The 18345-nt window shown below is 68.1% G+C and carries 18 protein-coding genes; 11 read left to right on the top strand and 7 right to left on the bottom strand.

The genetic code is table 11. The features are described from left to right. Nucleotides 1-54: 54 nt before the first annotated feature. The 3 genes from ACWZHB_RS28880 to serS form a co-directional block, all read right to left on the bottom strand. Nucleotides 55-1359, bottom strand: coding sequence for an MFS transporter (locus ACWZHB_RS28880; RefSeq protein ID WP_427904909.1), 1305 nt, complete (start codon nucleotides 1357-1359; stop codon nucleotides 55-57). A gap of 97 nt (nucleotides 1360-1456) precedes the next feature. Then, entirely contained in the window at nucleotides 1457-3289 is a 1833-nt protein-coding gene (locus ACWZHB_RS28875; RefSeq protein ID WP_427904908.1) for a putative bifunctional diguanylate cyclase/phosphodiesterase, read from the bottom strand. Between the two features lie 73 nt (nucleotides 3290-3362). Further along, nucleotides 3363-4619, bottom strand: coding sequence for a serine--tRNA ligase (gene serS / locus ACWZHB_RS28870; RefSeq protein WP_427904907.1), 1257 nt, complete (start codon nucleotides 4617-4619; stop codon nucleotides 3363-3365). 80 nt (nucleotides 4620-4699) lie between these two features. Between serS and ACWZHB_RS28865 the strand changes: the two genes are divergently transcribed. The 6 genes from ACWZHB_RS28865 to ACWZHB_RS28840 all read left to right on the top strand — a co-directional run bounded on the left by ACWZHB_RS28865 (nucleotide 4700) and on the right by ACWZHB_RS28840 (nucleotide 10266). Then, nucleotides 4700-6382 (top strand): aldehyde dehydrogenase family protein, encoded by a 1683-nt coding sequence (locus ACWZHB_RS28865; RefSeq protein WP_427904906.1) that lies wholly within the window; start codon nucleotides 4700-4702, stop codon nucleotides 6380-6382. A gap of 36 nt (nucleotides 6383-6418) precedes the next feature. Continuing rightward, a complete protein-coding gene (locus ACWZHB_RS28860) occupies nucleotides 6419-7501 on the top strand; it encodes a septum formation family protein (protein WP_427904905.1) in 1083 nt (360 codons plus the stop codon). A 14-nt stretch (nucleotides 7502-7515) separates the two neighbouring features. Beyond that, on the top strand, nucleotides 7516-7854 hold the full coding sequence (locus ACWZHB_RS28855; RefSeq protein WP_427909338.1) for a metallopeptidase family protein: 339 nt from the start codon (nucleotides 7516-7518) through the stop codon (nucleotides 7852-7854). A 109-nt stretch (nucleotides 7855-7963) separates the two neighbouring features. After that, entirely contained in the window at nucleotides 7964-8275 is a 312-nt protein-coding gene (locus tag ACWZHB_RS28850) for a PE family protein (protein WP_427904904.1), read from the top strand. A 45-nt stretch (nucleotides 8276-8320) separates the two neighbouring features. After that, nucleotides 8321-9436, top strand: coding sequence for a PPE family protein (locus ACWZHB_RS28845; RefSeq protein WP_427904903.1), 1116 nt, complete (start codon nucleotides 8321-8323; stop codon nucleotides 9434-9436). Further along, complete coding sequence (locus ACWZHB_RS28840) at nucleotides 9433-10266, top strand: ESX secretion-associated protein EspG (protein WP_427904902.1); 834 nt, start codon at nucleotides 9433-9435, stop codon at nucleotides 10264-10266. Before ACWZHB_RS28845 ends, ACWZHB_RS28840 begins: the two co-directional genes overlap by 4 nt. Before the next feature lie 74 nt (nucleotides 10267-10340). Here ACWZHB_RS28840 and ACWZHB_RS28835 read toward each other — a convergent pair whose 3' ends face one another. From ACWZHB_RS28835 to ACWZHB_RS28825, 3 genes are all read right to left on the bottom strand, one after another. Then, nucleotides 10341-11009 carry a histidine phosphatase family protein gene (locus ACWZHB_RS28835; protein WP_427904901.1) on the bottom strand — a complete coding sequence of 223 codons (669 nt, stop codon included), beginning with the start codon at nucleotides 11007-11009 and terminating at the stop codon, nucleotides 10341-10343. Next, complete coding sequence (pheA, locus tag ACWZHB_RS28830) at nucleotides 11006-11920, bottom strand: prephenate dehydratase (RefSeq protein WP_427904900.1); 915 nt, start codon at nucleotides 11918-11920, stop codon at nucleotides 11006-11008. Before pheA ends, ACWZHB_RS28835 begins: the two co-directional genes overlap by 4 nt. Before the next feature lie 145 nt (nucleotides 11921-12065). Continuing rightward, complete coding sequence (locus tag ACWZHB_RS28825; RefSeq protein ID WP_427904899.1) at nucleotides 12066-12491, bottom strand: citrate synthase family protein; 426 nt, start codon at nucleotides 12489-12491, stop codon at nucleotides 12066-12068. Between the two features lie 101 nt (nucleotides 12492-12592). Here ACWZHB_RS28825 and ACWZHB_RS28820 point away from each other — a divergent pair, with 101 nt between their 5' ends. The 5 genes from ACWZHB_RS28820 (at nucleotide 12593) to ACWZHB_RS28800 (ending at nucleotide 17137) form a co-directional block, all read left to right on the top strand. Continuing rightward, the gene (locus tag ACWZHB_RS28820) at nucleotides 12593-13354 is read left to right on the top strand and encodes a DUF2470 domain-containing protein (RefSeq protein WP_266294944.1); all 762 of its coding nucleotides are present in this window, start codon (nucleotides 12593-12595) and stop codon (nucleotides 13352-13354) included. Nucleotides 13355-13544: 190 nt separating this feature from the next. Then, complete coding sequence (locus ACWZHB_RS28815) at nucleotides 13545-14321, top strand: CPBP family intramembrane glutamic endopeptidase (RefSeq protein ID WP_427904898.1); 777 nt, start codon at nucleotides 13545-13547, stop codon at nucleotides 14319-14321. Between the two features lie 224 nt (nucleotides 14322-14545). Next, complete coding sequence (locus ACWZHB_RS28810; protein ID WP_427909337.1) at nucleotides 14546-15964, top strand: LCP family protein; 1419 nt, start codon at nucleotides 14546-14548, stop codon at nucleotides 15962-15964. Nucleotides 15965-15974: 10 nt separating this feature from the next. Beyond that, the gene (locus tag ACWZHB_RS28805) at nucleotides 15975-16505 is read left to right on the top strand and encodes a ferritin (RefSeq protein ID WP_427904897.1); all 531 of its coding nucleotides are present in this window, start codon (nucleotides 15975-15977) and stop codon (nucleotides 16503-16505) included. Between the two features lie 83 nt (nucleotides 16506-16588). After that, complete coding sequence (locus tag ACWZHB_RS28800) at nucleotides 16589-17137, top strand: ferritin (protein ID WP_427904896.1); 549 nt, start codon at nucleotides 16589-16591, stop codon at nucleotides 17135-17137. Nucleotides 17138-17376: 239 nt separating this feature from the next. Here the strand turns inward: ACWZHB_RS28800 and ACWZHB_RS28795 are convergent, their stop codons facing one another. After that, on the bottom strand, nucleotides 17377-18297 hold the full coding sequence (locus tag ACWZHB_RS28795) for a DUF5926 family protein (RefSeq protein WP_427904895.1): 921 nt from the start codon (nucleotides 18295-18297) through the stop codon (nucleotides 17377-17379). Nucleotides 18298-18345: the final 48 nt, after the last annotated feature.

The raw sequence follows: 18345 nt of genomic DNA, 5'->3' as shown, positions 1-18345 counted from the left end.
ACGCGGCAGGGGTACCGCTCACCCACCGTGCGTCCAGAATCTAACACCGGACCGCTACCGGCGGGACCTCGGCGGCATCCAGGTCGGGGTCAGCAGGGCGGCCGCGAGTAGGACCGTACCGAGCAGCGCGATGGTGGTGGAGATCGACAGGTATCGGGTCGCGGCGGGTACGAACGCGAAGACACCGAGGGCGACGATCTCGGAGAGCAAGCCGGAGACCGAGGTCACGGTGGCCCGAGCCGGTCCTTCGATGGCGTCCTGGAGGCGTGCCCCCGCGACTACTTCGACGTTGAAGTCGATGCCGTAAGCGACGCCGATGCCGACGAATCCGATCCAGATCCAGGCCTGGCCCGCGGCGGCCCCTACGGCCGACGCGCCTGTGATGAAAAGGATTCCGGCCAGGAACAGGGCTACGGCGAGAACGCGGGATGAGAGGGATTCGGTGCGGCCCGCCAGCAGCGAGCCGATCAGCGAGCCCGCGACGGTGACGCCGACCAGCAGTGCCGAGGTGCTGGTCGAAGCGCCGCCGGAGACCGCGAGTAGGCCGAAGTACTCGTCGAAGGCGGTGACGCCGTAGAGGAGGGCGCCGAGTAGAACGCCCCGGCGGACCCTGCGGACGCGAAATGCTTCGGAGAGCCCGGTCTTGAGCATCGAGAGGTATCGCGACGAGGTCGTGGCGTTCGAATTGGACTGTGCCACAACGACTGATGCCGACCCCGGGTTGATGTGTGGACCGAGTGGTTCGGGTGGAGATTCGTCTTCGAGATCGTCGACGGCGGTGGCGGAGATGGCGACCGGCGCACTGGGCAGAGCCAGGGCGGTCAGGGTGTGCAGGAGACCGACACCGACGCTGACCCAGCCGACCAGCGCGTAGCCACCGATGGCGAACAGTGGTGCGGCGGCGAGGATCGCCACGAGTACGGTGCTCTCCTGGGCGGCGCGTGCCCATCCCATGATGCGCGCGTAGGCGGACGGCTCACGCTGCGCGACCAGCTCGTCGTAGATCAACGCCTCGAAAGTCCCCGATTCCAGCGCGCCCGCGATACCCCAGACGAGGAAGCCGAGCGCGAACCCGGTAAACGAGGGCGCCAGCATCCAGAGGGCGAAACACGCGGTCTGCAACAGCGAGCTCAGCACGAGCAGGCGGCGACGGGACACCGTGTCGGCCCACGCGCCCGATGGCACCTCGAGCAGGAACGCGGTCACCGACCAGATCGCCAGCAACAGCGAGATCTGCGCCGTACTCAGCCCGTGATCGGCGAACAGCACCCCGTAGAGCGCGTAGATCGGCAGCAGGTCGCGCGTGCCCTTGAACAGGACCGCACGCGCGGTGAGGTCGCGAACCCGATCACGTCGCACCCAGGCCACCGCCTGTCGGAGCGGGGAAGGTCAACAGCCGTAGAAGAGCATTCGCATGGGGTCTATCGTTCGCGCCGCGACCGGGCGGGTCAAGCGATTATCCGAGCGGGATCCAGCCGTTGGCGGCGAGGGAATCGTCCTCGTCGGTGGTGCTCACCAGCGGACGGCCGTCGTTGAGGTCGTTGATGAGTTCCGAGACCGGATGCGAGTCGCTGTAGTGGTAGCCCTGGGCCAGGGCGAAGCCGAGTTCGGTGAGGACGGCGGCCTGGTATTCGGTTTCCACACCCTCGGCGATGACCTGCAGGTCGAGGGACTTACTCAGCGCGGCGATGACGCTGAGCAGCGGCGGGGCGGGGGAATCGGAGCGGATGGCGGCGACGAAGGACTGGTCGACCTTGAGGATGTCGCTGGGGATGGTGGCCAGGCGGCTCAGCGAGGAGTAGCCGGTGCCGAAGTCGTCGATGGCGATGCGCACGCCACGGTCGCGCAGGGTGTGCAGGTTGGTGATCGCGGTCTGGGATTCGGCGGCGAGTTCGCTCTCGGTCACCTCGAGGACGAGCTGGTCTGCGGGCCAGCCGGTATCGGACAGGATGGTCGCGACCCGCTCGGCGTACTCGGTCTCGGCCAGCTCGAGGCCGGAGACGTTCACATTGAGGGTGAGGTTCAGCGACGCGAAGCTCTCCTGCAGGCGAGCCGCGTCGGCGCAGGCGCGGCGCAGGACCAGCTCGTCGAGGTCGGAGATGAGGTCGTATTCCTCGGCGACTCGGATCAGGCCCTCGGTGGTGACCTCGGGTTGCGCGCTCGACGACCAGCGCAGCAGCGCCTCGACGCCGACCGCCTGGCCGCCGTCCTCGGTGAGGCTGACGATCGGCTGGTAGTGCACGTCGAGCGCACCGCGGTCGATGGCCTCGCGCAGTTCCACGGCTAAGGGGAGCTGACGCGAGGATTCGAGCACCGTGCGATTGCGGCCCGCCTGCTTGGCCCGGTAGAGGCCCACATCGGCGCGGCTGACCAGCAGCGAACCGGATTCGCCCGGCTGCCAGGAGGTGACACCGGCCGAACAGCCCATGGTCACCGCGGCACGCAGTTGTTCGGTGAGCAGGATCGCGGCCTGCTCGGTGGTCCCGGGCAACAGCAGCGCGAACACGTCGCCGCCGAACCGGGCCAGCACCTGGCCGGGGGCGAGCAGGTCCAGCCAGGTATCGGCGACGCGCTGCAGGACGGCGTCGCCCGCGCGGTGACCGAGGTGGTCGTTGATCTTCTGGAAGCGGTCGAGGTCGACGAGGACCAGGGCCATGCCCTGCCCGCCGCGACCGGCCGCATCGATCGCGGGATTGAGCTGCTTCTCGAAACCGCGGCGGTTGAGCAGGCCGGTGAGCACGTCGATATCGGCTTCCGACGCCATCCGGGTGAGGATGCCGACCACCACGCCCGCGCCGAAGGTGACACCGGCCGGGATCAGCCCGGACCACCACGGCAACCCGCGAGCGGGCAACACCAGCAGGCACAGCACCATCGCGAAACCGATGTGCGCGGCGGCTTGGGACCACGCGAAGAACAGGGCCGCGTCGCAGGCGACGAACACGAAGAACGAGGCAAGGGTGATGGCGCCGACCAGGTTGGGGAAGTCGTAGACCGCGATCGCGACGAGCACCGCCGCGGTGGCGAGGTAGGCGTGATGCAGGGCGTGCGGCATACGCGGACCCCACGCGAGCAGCGTGAGCCCGAGCAGCACCGAGATCGCCGCCGCGGTACCGACAACGACGCGATTGCCGTCGTCGCCCGGTGCGACGGCAGTGATCATCAGGCCGAGGACACCGCCGAGGACGTAGAACGCCCCCGTTGTCCTGGCCATAACCTTCGCCGTCGCCAACGCCGATGCCGCCCGCACCCGGGTTCGGGTATCGCCGCGCGCCCCGATTCCTCGCACGAGCACCAGCCTAGATGTTGATCGGTCAGGTTGTTTGCCACATCCACAAATGGACCGCTGGCAAACTCCTAGCTTACGGCTTCAAGATATCGGTGCCCACGAACGGGACCAGCGCCGCGGGCACGCGCACCGAACCGTCGGCCTGCTGATGGTTCTCCAGGATCGCCACGATCCAGCGCGTGGTGGCCAGCGTGCCGTTCAGCGTGGCCGCGACCTGCGCCTTGCCGTTCTCGTCGCGATAGCGCACCGACAGCCTGCGCGCCTGGAAGGTGGTGCAGTTCGAGGTGGAGGAGAGTTCGCGGTAGGTCTGCTGGGTGGGCACCCACGCCTCGCAGTCGAACTTGCGCGCCGCCGAGCTACCCAGATCGCCACCGGCCACGTCGATCACCCGGTAGGGCACCTCGATCGCGGCGAGCATCTCGCGCTCCCACGCCAGCAGCCGCTGATGCTCGGCATCGGCCTGCTCAGGGGTGGTGTAGACGAACATCTCGACCTTGTCGAACTGGTGCACGCGGATGATGCCGCGGGTGTCCTTGCCGTAGCTACCGGCCTCGCGGCGGAAGCACGACGACCAGCCCGCGTACCGCTTCGGGCCCGCGCTCAGGTCGAGGATCTCGTCGGAGTGGTAGCCGGCCAGCGGCACCTCCGAGGTACCGACGAGGTAGAGGTCGTCGTCTTCGAGGTGGTAGACCTCGGCCGCGTGCTGGCCGAGGAAGCCCGTGCCCGCCATGATCTCCGGGCGCACGAGCACCGGCGGGATCATCATGGTGAAGCCGTTGGCGACGGCCTTCTGTGCCGCCAGCTGCAGCAGACCCAGCTGCAGCAGCGCGCCGTAGCCGGTCATGAAGTAGAACCGCGAGCCCGACACCTTCGCGCCGCGCTCCATGTCGATCAGCTGCAGCGACTCACCGAGCTCGAGGTGATCCTTCGGCTCGAAGTCGAAAACCGGTGGGGTGCCGACGGTTTCGAGCACGATGTAGTCGTCCTCGCCGCCCGCGGGCGCGCCGTCCTGCACGACGTTGGAGATCGCGCGCTGCGCGGCGTCCAAGTCGGCATCGGCGGCGTGCTGAGCGAGCTCGGCCTCTTTGACCTTGGCGGACATGTCGGTGGCGGCGGCCAGCAGCGCGGGGCGCTCCTCTTTGCTCGCCTTACCGATCACCTTGCCCATGGCCTTGTGCTCGGCGCGCAGGTTGTCGGCGGTGGCCACAGCGGCCCGGCGCGCGGCGTCGGCCTCGAGCAGGGCGTCGACGAGTGCGGGGTCCTCACCGCGGGTCCGCTGCGAGGCGCGGACGGCTTCCGGGTTCTCGCGCAGGAATCGGAGGTCGATCATGGGAATCAAGCCTAGTTGTTTACGCAACTCTCAATCTTTCGGCCTATGCCAATCGGGCAGCACAGGGGCATAGTTGCGGTGTGAGTACCTCTTTCGACACCGCTGTCATCGATACCGCGCTCGCCGATCTCACCCAAGGGGAAAAGACCTGGGCCGCGACAGACCTGCGTCGCCGCCGCGAACTGCTCGACGAACTGCACGCGCTGACCGCCCGCGACGCCGAGGCTTGGGTCGCCGCTGCCCGCACCATCAAGAAGCTCGACGTCGACAGCCCGCTGCTCGGCGAGGAGTGGATGTCGGGCCCGATGACGATGCTCGCGGGCGCGGCGGCGCTGAGCGAGTCGATGGCCGCGCTCGAGCAGGGCACCAGCCCGCTCGACGGTGTCGAACTCACCACCGCGCCCGGCGGCCGGGTGGCCGTGCCCGCGCTGCCGCACGGCTTCTACGACAAGCTGTTGCTGAGCGGGTTCAGTGCCGATGTGTGGCTCAAGCCCGGTGTCGACGCCGCGACCGCGCGGCGCAAAGCGGGGCTCGCCCAGCTCGAACCCGCCGCGACCAACGGGGTCGGCGCGGTGCTCGGCGCGGGCAACATCATGTCGATCGCGCCGCTGGACACCCTCTACGAGCTCTACGCCAACAACCGCGTCGTCGCGCTCAAGCTCAATCCGATCACCGATCCGCTGCTGCCGGTGTTCCAGGCGATCTTCGCGCCGTTCATCGAGCTCGGTGTGGTACGCATCCTCACCGGTGGGGCCCCCGAGGGCGGCTACCTGGTGAACCATCCGCTGGTCGCGCACGTGCACATGACCGGCGGCGCGCCCACCCACGACGCGATCGTCTGGGGTCCGGGTGCCGACAAGACCGGCGAGCCCATCCTGGACAAGCCGATCACCAGCGAACTCGGCGGTGTGGCGCCGTGCATCGTGATTCCCGGTGACTGGTCGGCCGCCGATCTGAAGTTCCAGGCCGAGCACGTGGCCACCCAGCGCCTGCACAACGGTGGCTACAACTGCGTCGCCGCGCAGACGGTGGTGCTCGCCGCCGACTGGCCGCTCAAGGCGCAGTTCCTCACCGAACTGCGCGCCGCGATCGACACCGCGCCAGCGCGCACCGCCTACTACCCGGGCAGCGACAACCGGGTCGCCGGCGCGCTGGAGAGCTACCCCGACGCCGCTCGCGCCAACGGCCGGTTGCTCGTCGAGAACCTGCCGGCGACGGACACTCCCCTGCTGCGCACCGAGTACTTCTCCCCCGTCCTCGGTGTGGTCGAACTGCCGGGCGCCGGGGCCGAATTCCTCAGCAACGCGGTCGATTTCGCCAATGACGAACTGATGGGCACCCTGGGCGCCAACATCATCGCCGACCCGGCGACCATCACCGAGCTCGGCGCGAAACTCGACACCGCGATCGAGGACCTGCGCTACGGCACCGTCGCCCTCAATGCCTGGACCGGGCTCGCGTTCCTCACGCCGCGCGCCAGCTGGGGTGCCTACCCCGGCCACACCCTCGACGACATCCAGAGCGGCGTCGGCGTCGTACACAACGCCTTCCTCCTCGACGACGTCGAACGCACGGTGGTCCGCGGTCCGTTCCGGCCCGCGCCGCGCTCGATCCTGCGCGGAGAGTTCGCCCTCACCCCGAAGCCGCCGTGGTTCGTCTCGAACAAGACCGGCACCGCCACCGGCCGCAAGCTGACCGATTTCTACGGCGACGGCAAGCTGCGCCGCGTACCCGGCATCTTCGTGTCAGCTCTGCGGGGCTGACCCGAGAGTCCGCAACGGCAAATACACTCGTCGTCGATGTCGAAGAAGCAGAGCAACCAAGCCGAGGGCAATCGAGCCGAAGACCGTGCCGCGCCCAGCCGTGGCGGCGCCCTGCACCTGTCCGCGACGAAACTGCGTTGGGGGCTGCTGATAGGCGCCTTCGGGGCGATCATCGCGGCCATGGTCACCATGGCCGTGACCGGCTTCGACACCGACAAGGTGGAAGCGCATCAGCCCGGTGCCGAACCGGTGGTGCGGGACAAGGAGTTCAGCAGCGCCGCGCAGGGCGACTGCCTGACCTGGTCCAAGCCCGACCGCAGCGACCTGGTGAAGGTGGGCTGCGGCGACAAGCACCTGTTCGAGGTGGCGGGTGTCATCGACCTCAGCGCCTATCCGGGGCGCGAGTTCGCCGAGGGCACCCGCCACCCCGATTCGCTGCGGATGACCGAGTTGCGCGACGAGCACTGCGTCACCGCCGTGCAGAAGTACCTGGGCGGGCGGTTCGATCCGCGCGGCAAGTTCATGGTGAATGTGATGTCGCCGAGCCCGGCCGGTTGGCAGCACGGCGACCGGACCCTGCGCTGCGGTGTCCAGGTGGCGGCCACCACCGCCAGCCCGGCCACCACCGGCTCGCTGGCCGAGAGCGATCAGTCGAAGGTGCACGCCACCGGCACCTGCCTCGGCATCAATCAGAACCTGCCCACCGACCCGGTCGACTGCGCCCAGCCGCACTCGGTGGAGATCGTCGGCACCGTCGACCTCGCCACCAACTTCAGCGGTGGACCGCCGTCGGAAGCCGAGCAGGACAAGTTCGTCGAAGCCGAATGCAACCGGCTCTCCGGCGACTACCTCGGCAGCCCGGACGCGATCCGCAACAAGACGCTGACCCTGTTCTTCGACTATCTGGAGCCCGCCAGCTGGCTCGCGGGCAGCCACAAACTGGACTGCTGGCTCGGAAAAGGCGCCGACCGTGAGGGTTTCGCGCCCATCGTCGGCTCGGCCCGCGGCGAGATCCTGATCGACGGACAGGCTCCGGTGCCCCCGCCGAACTCCGGACGCTCCACGCCGGCCCCGCTGCCGGGCGCCGCGCCGCTGCCGCCGCAGCCCCAGCCGAGGTGACGTTGTCCGAGCGGATGCCGGAGCGGCGTTTCGAAGAGCTGGTGAGCGATGCCCTCGACCAGATTCCGGCGGAACTGTCGGGTGCCATAGACAATGTTGTGGTGCTGGTAGAGCCCCGGAACGACGAGGAACCGTCGCTGCTGGGGCTGTACCACGGGATCGCCCTGACCGAGCGCGACAGCTACTACGCTGGATCGTTGCCGGATACCATCACGATCTACCGAGACGCTATTCTCGACATCTGCAACACCGACGACGAGGTGGTCGAGGAAGTCGCGATCACCGTGATCCATGAAATAGCACACCATTTCGGGATTGACGACGACCGGTTGCATGAGCTGGGATGGGGATAGCGAAACTGGGTGGGGAATCGATGGAACCGAATGACCCGCTCTCGCGTCCTAGTACTCGTAGGGGGAATTCTCGTGGTTCCCGATAGCCGCCACCAGAAGGAGTCGGGTCATGGTTGGACACGTTCTCATCGCACCTGAAATCGTCCTCGCCGCATCCGCGGAGCTGGATCTGCTCGCCGAGCGCCTCGCCATCGCGGCCGGGCTCGCCGGGCCGACCACGCATGTGCTGCCCTCCGGCGCCGAAGAGGTGTCGCTGCTCGCGGCGACCCACTTCAACACCGCGGCGGGCAAGCACGACGGATCGGTCGCCCAGGCGATCCTCGAGCTGCATCACGCCGCCGCGACGCTGCGCTCACAGCTGGCCACGAACATCGGGGAAGACGTGGTCCGGGCGGCGACGATCAACGCCATCCAGGTGTAGTCGCCCGATCCTGTCGACGATCATTTACTCAGGGGAGAAACAAGCATGACCGCAGGGATCACCGGGGTTTTCTGGCTGCCTCGTATGGCCGAAATGAACTCCACCACGCTCAACGCGGGCGCACACGCGATCCCGATCAGCGCCGCCGCCACGTCGTGGGGCACGCTGGCCGCCGCGTGGGGCGACGCCGCCTTCACCATCACGCGCGTGATCGCGGAGGTCGGTGTCGGCCTCCAGGGCGTCAACGGTATCGCCGCGCTCGCCCGTCTTGCCCCGTTCGCGGGCTGGGCCAGCCAGCAGGGCATCGCGGCCGCGGCGATCAGCGGCAAGTGCGCGGCCAACGCCACCGCCTACACCGTCGCCTCGATCGCGATGCCGAGCCTGCCCGAGATCATCGGCACCAACGCCGCGGTGGCCGCTTCGGCCAACCCGCCCGGTGTCGTCTCCGGCGCCTTCGAGGTCGCCGAAGTCGCGCGCCACGCCATGGACATCCGCGCCGCCCTGGTGATGGAGACCTACGAGGCCGCCACTTCGGCCACCGTCGCCGTCCCCAGCGAGTTCACCATGCCGCCGCCGATCGCCAGCGGCGCGGGTTCGGCGTCGGGCGACTTCGGTGGTGGCGATCCGCTGCAGACCGCGGTCGCAGCGGCGCAGGCCTTCGTGTCCAACCCCGGCGTGATCAGCGCGGCCACCCAAGCGGCCAACACCGCCGGTGGCGTGCTCACCAGCGGTGTCAGCACGGTCGGTCAGATCGGCGCGTCCGCGATCTCGGCGGCCACCGCACCCGCGAGTACCGCTGCCGTCGCCCCCGCTATGGCGGGTATCGGTGTCGCCGGTGCCGCTGTCGGTGGCATGGCCACAACCTCGGCCAGTCTCGGTGGCGTCAGCGCGGGTTCGCTGAAGCTGCCAGAGGGCTGGGGCGCGCCCGCCGCGAACGCGGCGGCGAGCGCGCCGGTGTCGGAGGCGGTCGTCAACCGCGCCGATACCGCACCCGTGCGCAACACCGGCACCGGCGCCAACCCGCTGATGGGCAACCGGCAGAAGGGCGAGGAAGACGACGAGCACGATGGCATCGACTACGTGCGCTCCGACGAGTTCACCGACGGTCGTTACGCGGCCGAAGGTGTGATCGGCGCCGACCTCACCGGATCGGCCAAGTGACGGTTCTCGGCTCGGGCAGCGGAGGTTCGCTGCTCGGCGCCGTCGTGCTCTCGCTCGACGACATGCAGTTCCTCCTGGAGAAACTGGAATTCGACGAGATGCCCGTGGTGCTCGACGCCATGGGCCGCTATGACAACGTCACCGCGCACGACGCCGCCATGAACGTGGCAGAGGCCGCCCTGGCCGAACGCGAACTGCTGTTCGGCCAGGTGGTGGCACCCGAGCTCGCCGAACGGCTGCGGGTGCTCTACCGGCCGCAGTGGATCATCGCGCTGCGCTGGGTGGTGGCAGGCCAGGTCAACCGATTCTGTCTGGCGCAGGGCGACGACCGCGCGGTCGTCGCCCTGCGCGGGCCGGAGTCCTACGTCATCGACGACGCGGGTCTCGACCTGCCCGGTGCGGTGCTGCAGGCACTCGGGCCGGTCGAAGCGCTCGAGCTGTACGGAATGAACGCTCCCACCGAACAATTGGCGCCGATCTTCGGCGACACCGGTGACGCGGCCGCTACCGCGAAGCGCCTGAGCAAGGTGGGCAATCCGGCCACCGACGCACAGGCACTGGCCTCGGCGCTGGTGGAGATCCACTCCTACGCCGAGATCGTCGGCGTGGCCTACGGTGACGGCACCCGCGACATCCAGGACAACCACATCGCCGTATTCAACACGCGCGCAGGTCGATTCATCATCACCGCCAGCGTCGCCGACGACGGGGTGAAGTGGTCGTCCATCGCCAGCGGCACCAACGCCCGCCTACGCACCGCGGTAGCCGACCTCATCGAGTCCCTACCAATCCGCACCGAATTCCCTACCGAGGCAGCCACTAAGGCGTAAGCCCGGCCCACCCGCAACCGCCCCAACCAAACGCCCCCACCACCAGCCGCGAACCGTAGGCGCAGCCGAAGCGTTCAGCCCATCGGGTCGTCTGCGGATGGGTCTGCCTTGATGGTGAAGGGTGGGGTGAATTTGCCCCAGCGTAGGCATTCCCAGCCGCCGTCCTCGGTCGGGAGCAGTTCGATGGTTTCGGTGTTGTCGAGGTGGTTGTTCGTGGTGAACGGGGGCGCCACCCCGGCCAGCGCCTTGCCGATGAGTCGCATTGCCGCACCGTGGTTGACGACCACCACGTCACCGTCGGCGTCGTCGGTCAGGAACTCCTCGCGCAGGCCTTCGAGGACGGGCAGGATGCGGGCAAGTACCTCGTGGCCGGATTCGCCGCCGGGGGCGTGGACGTCGAGTTCGCCGAGATGCCAGCCGCGGTAGATCTGCTGGAAGAGGTCGTGTGCTTCCTTGTCGGAGCGGCCGTGCAGGTCGCCGACCTGCACCTCGTAGAGGCCATCGAGCACGTATGCCTTTGTGCCGGTGGCCTCTTCGATGTGGCTCGCAGTCTGGCGGGCGCGTAGCGCGTCCGACGAGACCAGCACCTGGGGTGCGCGCTCCAGGCCGGCGCCGAATGTTTTCGCCTGTGCCACACCACGTTCGGTCAGTGGCAGGCCGGGCAGCGCGGTGTCGAGGATCTTCGCGACATTGCCCTCGGTCTCGCCGTGTCGCACCAGAATCAGTTTCGCGCGGGTAGTCATAGGTCCGCGACCCCCTTTCGCAATTGCGTCAACCATTCTGCCGCAGGTTCGTCCGACGGCGGTGGCGAGCCGAGAGCCGCTGTCGCGGGCCATGATCCGAGGAATCGGATCTGGACGGTGCGGTGCAAGGCTTTCAATGTTTCGGCGACGGCCGGGTCATCGATGTGACCGACACAGTCGAGGTAGAACCGATAGGTGCCCATGCCCGTTCGGGTCGGGCGCGACTCGATGCGGGTGAGATCGACCCCGCGCGTGGCGAATTCGGCGAACGCGCGCATCAGCGATCCGGGCTCGTTGGGCAGTTCGAGCACGACGGAGGTGCGGTCGGCACCGGTGACATGCGGGGCGACGCCCGGCCGGGTGACCAGGACGAAGCGGGTGATGGCCTGGTCGTGGTCGGCCACGCCGTCGGCCAGGGTGGCCAGGCCGAGTCGTTCGCCTGCCAGGGTGGTCGAGACAGCGGCGTCGGCTGTCCCGGCGGCCACGTCTTCGGCGGCGGCGGCGTTGGACGCCGAGGTGAAGGGACGCGCATCGGGCATGTTTCGTGCCACCCACTCCCTGACCTGCGCCGCCGCCACCGGATACGCGGCCAGCGTGCGGACCTCGGCCAGCGAGGTGCCGGGTCGCGCCACGATCGTGAAGGTCACCTCGAGCTCGGTTTCGGCCATGATCTGCAGGCGGGGGCCGATGGCGAGGGAGTCTAGGGTTGCCGGGATCGAGCCCTCCACCGAGCTCTCGATCGGCACGACCGCGCCGTCGACGTGGCCGGTGCGAATCAGGTCCAGCGCCGCGCCTTGGCTCGGCGCGGCGACGCGCTCCACCGGGGCGTCGAAGGCACCCGAGTTCTCGAACTTCGCCAGAGCCATCTCGGTGAAGGTTCCGGATGGTCCGAAATACGCAATAGACGGCACATTGCAACTTTAGCGGCTGGCGTCGGCTGGGTTTCGGACTCGAAGGTTCGGTATGTGACGCGGTGGCGGGATGTGTGGCAGGGACATATCGGGGTTTGGTGGTTCGGGGTTGCGTACAGGGGGTTACCCGGCCCAGGCTGTGGGGTTAGCGATCCAGTACGCGTAGGGCTTCGGTGATTGCCTGTTCGTTGGGGGTTTCTATGGCCAGCAGGACGGTGCGGGTGGCCTCGATGGCGGCGGGCTTCAGTGATTTCAGGAAGGCGAGGTCGGGGGTGGTGAGGGCGGTGGGGATGTCTTCGCCGCAGAGGGCCGCCACGGTGCCTGCGACTACTGCGAGGGCGCGGGGGCCGCTGGTAGTGCTGGCGGTGAAGCCGTGGTCGGCGTGGGCTATGCCGGCCAGGAAGGCGGTCAGGTCGGGGTCGGGGATGTCGACATCGACGGGGGTGGGGGAACTGCCCGCGGGGCGGACCAGGTCGGCTACCAGGCTGCGGCGGGCGGGGGCCGACAGGTTCAGCAGGACGGGTTCGGCGGCGGGGGCGGAATGGTCGTCGCCGTGGTCGTCGTGCGTCATCGGTCCACCGTATCGGCTCGATTCTTCGGGGTGTCCTCTTGCGTGGCGAGCGTTTGTAACTTAGCTTAGGTTTACCTAATCAAACGTTCGCGGAGGTTGTCATGTCGAGCCCCACCACGATCCTCGCGCCGACCACCGCCGAGCGGGTACGCAGTGCGTGCGCTCATGCCGAGACGGCGGTGCTCGCGCTCCCCGGGATCGATCCGGTTCCCACCACGCTGCATCACCTGCGCCGTTGCGGCGATGCGGTGATCGCGGTGCCCGGATCCTCGCTCGCGGCCGCGCTGGCCGCCACGGCCAACGAGACCTCGGCGGTGCTGGAGCTCACCGATCACGCGCCGCTGCCGCTGCGCGAGCCGGTGCGGGCGCTGGTGTGGTTGCGCGGATGGGTGCGACAGGTACCGGAGCAGGCACAGCGCGCGCTCGCCGTCGAAATCGCCAAGGAGTACCCGCATCCGGGGCTGCTCGATGTCGGCCACGGGGTGACGCTGCTGCGGATCGTGGTGAATTCGGCGGTGCTGGCCGACACCGCGGGTGCCGAGTCCGTCGATCACGCCGATCTGCGCGCCGCCACGGCCGACCCGTTCTGCGAGCTGGAAAGCGCCTGGCTGCAACACATGTCCGAGGATCACGCCGATGTCGTCGCCCAGCTGGCGCGCCACCTGCCGACTCGGTTGCGCGGCGGGCTGGTGCATCCGCTCGCCATCGACCGCTATGGGCTCACGCTGCGGGTCGAGAGCAACGACGGCGATCACGACGTCCGGCTACCCTTCCCCACCCCTGCCGATGACATCGAATCGCTGAGCCGGGCGGTTCGTGTCCTGGCCGGTTGCCCGTTCTTGAACGGTTTGCGTCGCATTTGATCTGCGCTCTTGGAGCATGGATCGGGACTGACAGTGCGGTACTGGTAGCTGTGTGCTTGGAGCGCTGGCGCGCTCGAGCGGGGCCCTGGCGGCCCTTTGGGTAGGGACATCCCAGGGTTACCCGGCCCAGGCTGGGTGCACGGGTGTCGACAGGGCGGGCTGACACGATCGAGTGCTTACACTGCGCGGCATGCGTGTCGATTCTCCGGAGGCCCCGCTGAGTGAGCGGGACAGGTTCGGGCTGCGGGTCGAGATCGCGGTCGTGCTGCTCGTGACCTTCGGGTTGAGTGGGATCAGCGCCGGTCTGTCGCTGCTCGACTCGGCGTTGTCGCCGGGTGGGGTCGGGGGACGGACGGTGGCGTTGAACGCGTCGCGGTCGAACAACTCGTTCCTGGATCTGCTGTTCCAGCTCGTCGGGGTGACGCGGCTGATGGCGTGGGCGGCGCTGGGGCTCTATCTGTTGTGGCGCAGTGGAATCGGGCCGCGCCTGATCGGGCTGGCGCGGATCAGGCGCGGCGATATCGTGGCGGGGCTGGTGCTGGCGGCGGTGATCGGGTTGCCGGGACTCGCGCTGTATCTGGTGGCGCACGCGATGGGCGTGAGCGTGACGATTGTGCCGAGTTCGCTGTCGGAGCACTGGTGGCGGCTGCCGGTGCTGATCCTGTCGGCGTGTGCGAATTCCGTCGCCGAGGAAGTGCTGGTGGTCGGCTATCTGCTCACCCGGCTGCGCAGGCTCGGCTGGTCGGAGAACTCGTCGCTGGCCGCGTCGGCGCTGTTGCGCGGCAGTTACCACCTGTACCAGGGGATCGGCGGCGGGCTGGGCAATCTGGTGATGGGTCTGATCTTCGGGCGCTATTGGCAGCGCACCAACCGGCTGTGGCCGCTGATCCTGGCCCACGCGACGATCGACGCGGTCGCCTACCTCGGCTACAACGTGCTGCGGGGGCGCGTCGGCTGGTTGCCGTGATCGCTACTCCGGACATGGTCAGCGGCGTGGGCAGGCCGCCGGTCAACCGGGGTTTCCAGCGTCGTACCGGCGCGCCCGGTCACTGATGTGGACGGCGTGTCGCGGCGAGTTTCACCACATCACCGCGTTTCGCGATAACAGTGACCCTCGCGCGGGGTATCCCAGTAGTGACCGCGCGCGCAGAACCCGCCCGCGCCCCCGACGATCAGTAGAGTTTGACGGTGATGAACGGCGACGACCCCCGCGAGGACCCCCGTAGACGCCGGGTGCCGCCGACCTCCGGCCGCCCAGGCGGTCCCGCCGTGCCCCCACAAGGTCGTCCTGTGCCGCCGCAGGGTCGCGCGATGCCCCCGGATCCGCGCTATGGCCGGCCGCCTGGCCACGATCGGCGCCAGAATCCCGAGGACGGGCCGACTGTCCGCTACAACCCGGCGCCTCGGCGCGGTGCCTCGCACGTCGAACCCACCCAGGTGCTGCACCGCGGCAACTCCGGCGACCAGCCGCTGGCGTATTCGCAGATGCCACACGAGCGGGTCGAACCCCGGCGCCAACAACCCCCACGCCGTGAACAGCCGGTTCCCCGTCGCGACCAGGTCCGGCACGCCCCGACGCAACGTCCGGTCCCCCATCACGACGGTCTCCCGCCGCGCCGCACGCCCCCGCCGCCCGGCGGCAGACAGGCGCAGCCACCGAAACGCAGGCGCAGACGTCATCCGTTCCGGTGGTTCATGGTGATCGTCGTGCTGTTGATCGCCGGTCTGATCGCCGCGGTCGTGCACCTGGACAACTCGTTGACCCGCATCACCGCGCTCCCGTCCTACAGCGACCGCGTGAGCAATACCCCCGGCACCAACTGGCTGCTGGTCGGCTCCGACGGTCGCGGTGACCTCTCGACCGAGCAGGAACAGGAACTCGCGACCGGCGGCGACACCGGACCCGAGCGCACCGACACGATCATGATGGTGCACATCCCGTCCTCCGGCCCGACCACGATGGTCAGCCTGCCGCGCGACTCCTACGTGAGCATTCCCGGCCATGGCAAGGACAAGCTCAACGCGTCGTTCGCGCTGGGCGGCGCGCCGTTGCTGGTCCAGACGGTGGAGGTCGCAACGGGCGTGCGGATCGATCATTACGCCCAGATCGGGTTCGGTGGTTTCGCGAGCGTGGTCGACGCGATCGGCGGGATCGAGATGTGCCTGGACGAGCCGATCGTCGACCCGCTGGCCGGGCTCGACCTGGCCGCGGGCTGTCAGAAACTGTCCGGCCCGCAGGCCCTCGGATTCGTGCGCACCCGCGCGACCCCGACCGCCGATGTCGACCGGATGAACCGCCAGCGGATGTTCATGGCCGCGCTGCTGAAGAAGGCGACGGGCGCGGGCACCCTCGCGAATCCGTTCGCCCTGTGGCCCATGGCAACCGGGGTCGCGGGGTCGCTGAAGGTCGACGACGGTGACCACATCTGGAACCTGGCCGCACTCGGCTGGGCGATGCGCGGTGACACCGTCACCACCAGCGTGCCGATCGGCGGATTCGACGACACCGACGTGGGCAACGTGTTGCTCTGGGACAAGGCGAAGGCCTCTGGTTTCTTCGAGGCGCTCGCGACCGATCAGCAGATTCCGGAGGAGCTGCTCACGCGGTAACGTCGATGGCATGTCCGAGAACCTGTCGTTCGCCGAAATGCTTCGTGACCAGGTCAGAGCGGGTCTGACCGCGGCCCATCAATATCTTGCCGCCGCCGTCTATTTCGACGCGCAGGACTTACCCGAGCTGGCCGCGCAGACCTACGCGCGCTCGACGGCCAATCATGGACACGCCATGCGCATGGTGCAGTACCTGCTCGACCGCGATGTGCCGATCTCGATCGGCCGGCTCGACGAAGTGCGCTCGGAATTCGATTCCCCACGCGCCGCGATCGCCTTTCTGCTCGACCGGGAACGGGTCACCACCGGGCAGATCAGTGGTCTCGCCGCGGCCGCGCGTGAGACAAATGATTTCCTCGGCGAACAATTCATGCAATGGTTCCTCGGCGAACAGGTCGACGATGTCGCGGGAATGACCACCCTGCTGACCGTGCTCGATCGTCAGGACAACCTGTTCGACGTCGAGGAATTCATCCGTCGTGAACTGCGCGGCACGGTGCGCGTCGATACCACCGCACCCCGAATGGCAGGCGCGAGTTAGGAAATACTTGGTTAGGGAATACTGTCCTCAATAAGGCTGCACTTGGATGACAACCCCCTATGACCAGCATTAATGTTGCCGTCATGTCGATTCATCCGGAAGCCCCGCGTAGCAAGTTCCACACTCTGCTCCAAGACCAGATCCGGCATGAGTTCAACGCCGAGCACCAGTACATCGCGATCGCGGTGTGGTTCGACAACAACGACTTGCCGCAGCTCGCCAAGCGCTTCTACGCCCAGTCGGTGGAAGAGCGAAATCACGCGATGATGATCGTGCAGTATTTCGTCGACCGCGACATCTCCGTGGAGATCTCGGGCATCGATGCGGCGAAGTCGAAGTTCGAGACCGCCCGTGAGCCGATCGAACTGGCGCTGGCCCAGGAGAAGACGGTCACCGATCAGATCGTCCAGCTGGCCAGCACCGCCCGTGAAGAGGGCGATTACCTCGGCGAGCAGTTCATGCAGTGGTTCCTGAAGGAGCAGGTCGAGGAAGTGGCGCACATGACCACGCTGCTCAATATCGCCGATCGCGCCGGGTCGAACCTGTTCGACCTGGAGGCGTTCATGTGGCGTGAGCTGAGCACCCCGAAGGACGCCTCCGGCGCACCCTCGGTCGCCGGCGGCAGCGTCTAGTTCGAACGCGGAAGGATTCGGCTCGCGGCAGCGAGCCGAATCCTTTCTGCGCGTTTACCAGCCGGAGCCGGAGCCACCCGAGCCGGTGTTGGCCAGCACGGTGCCGATCAAGATCTGGGCGAGACCGGCGATAGATCCTAGAAATTCCACGATGCCTCTTACTTTCGTCATCACCGATTGGTCGGCTGAGCTGTGAACCTAGCCGACCAGATCTGTGAAAGAGACATGTTTCATTAAGTTCAGCGCAGGGTGACCTGACGCGAACGCAGACCATCGCGCGAACGGCGCTCTTCGGTGGTCATCGGCGCGTCCGACGCCAGCGCTTCGGCCAGGCGGGCACCGAACTCCCGTGCGGGAGCTTCCCATTCGGCCGGATGCCGCTCGGGATCGAGATCGAACACCGGCACCAGCAGGCCGTGCGTGCGGAACGAACCAGCGAACCGCGAACCCTCGCCCAGGTGCAGGCCACCGGTGGCGTGCACGCGAGCCAGCGCCAGCATCAGCGCGTCCTCGTCCTCGGGACGCACCCAGCGCACGTGCGCCTTCTCGCCCGCGTCGACCCACCAGGCCGCGCCGACGGAATCCGGGCCGAGGTCCAGCCGCGCCGACGGCATGATGGCCTGCTTGGCCTGCTCGATCGTCGCCGCCACCTGCGGATCCGGCGTGACACCCTCGGGCACCCACCAGTCGAAGTCCTGGTGCACGGTGAGCTCGAGGTCGGCACCGGGATCGATCACGTCGGCCAGGCGCGGACCACCGTCGACGGCGTCGGCGGAGTTCAGCGACTCGCCTGCCTCGGCCGACTGGGTCCACAGGATCGCCGCCGCGATATCGGCCGACGGGTCCTCGCCGCGGAACTGCATCTGCGTGCCGACGAAGCCGACCGGCTCGTCGCCCGCGCGCACCAGCGCGGCCACCGCACCGGGTAGCACCGTCGCCAGGGTGACCTCACGCTGCGCGGCCACACCGGACGCGAGCTTCAAGGTCGCGGTCGCCGACGGCACGAACTCCCGCAGCGCCACCAGATCACATTCGGCGGCAAGCCCCTCGAACGGCCGTGACACGGCCGCGGATGCCTGCTCCTGCGCCGCACGCCGCTGCGCGAGACGCTGAGCCCGATTACTGTCGGGCTTCGGACTGTTCCGCTTGCTTTTACCCACGGGTGGAGTTTATGGCCGAGCAGCGGATTCGCTCACCGCGCCCCCTGC

This window comes from Nocardia sp. FBN12 (assembly GCF_054031145.1).
This window is presented reverse-complemented; position numbering and strand designations above follow the sequence as displayed.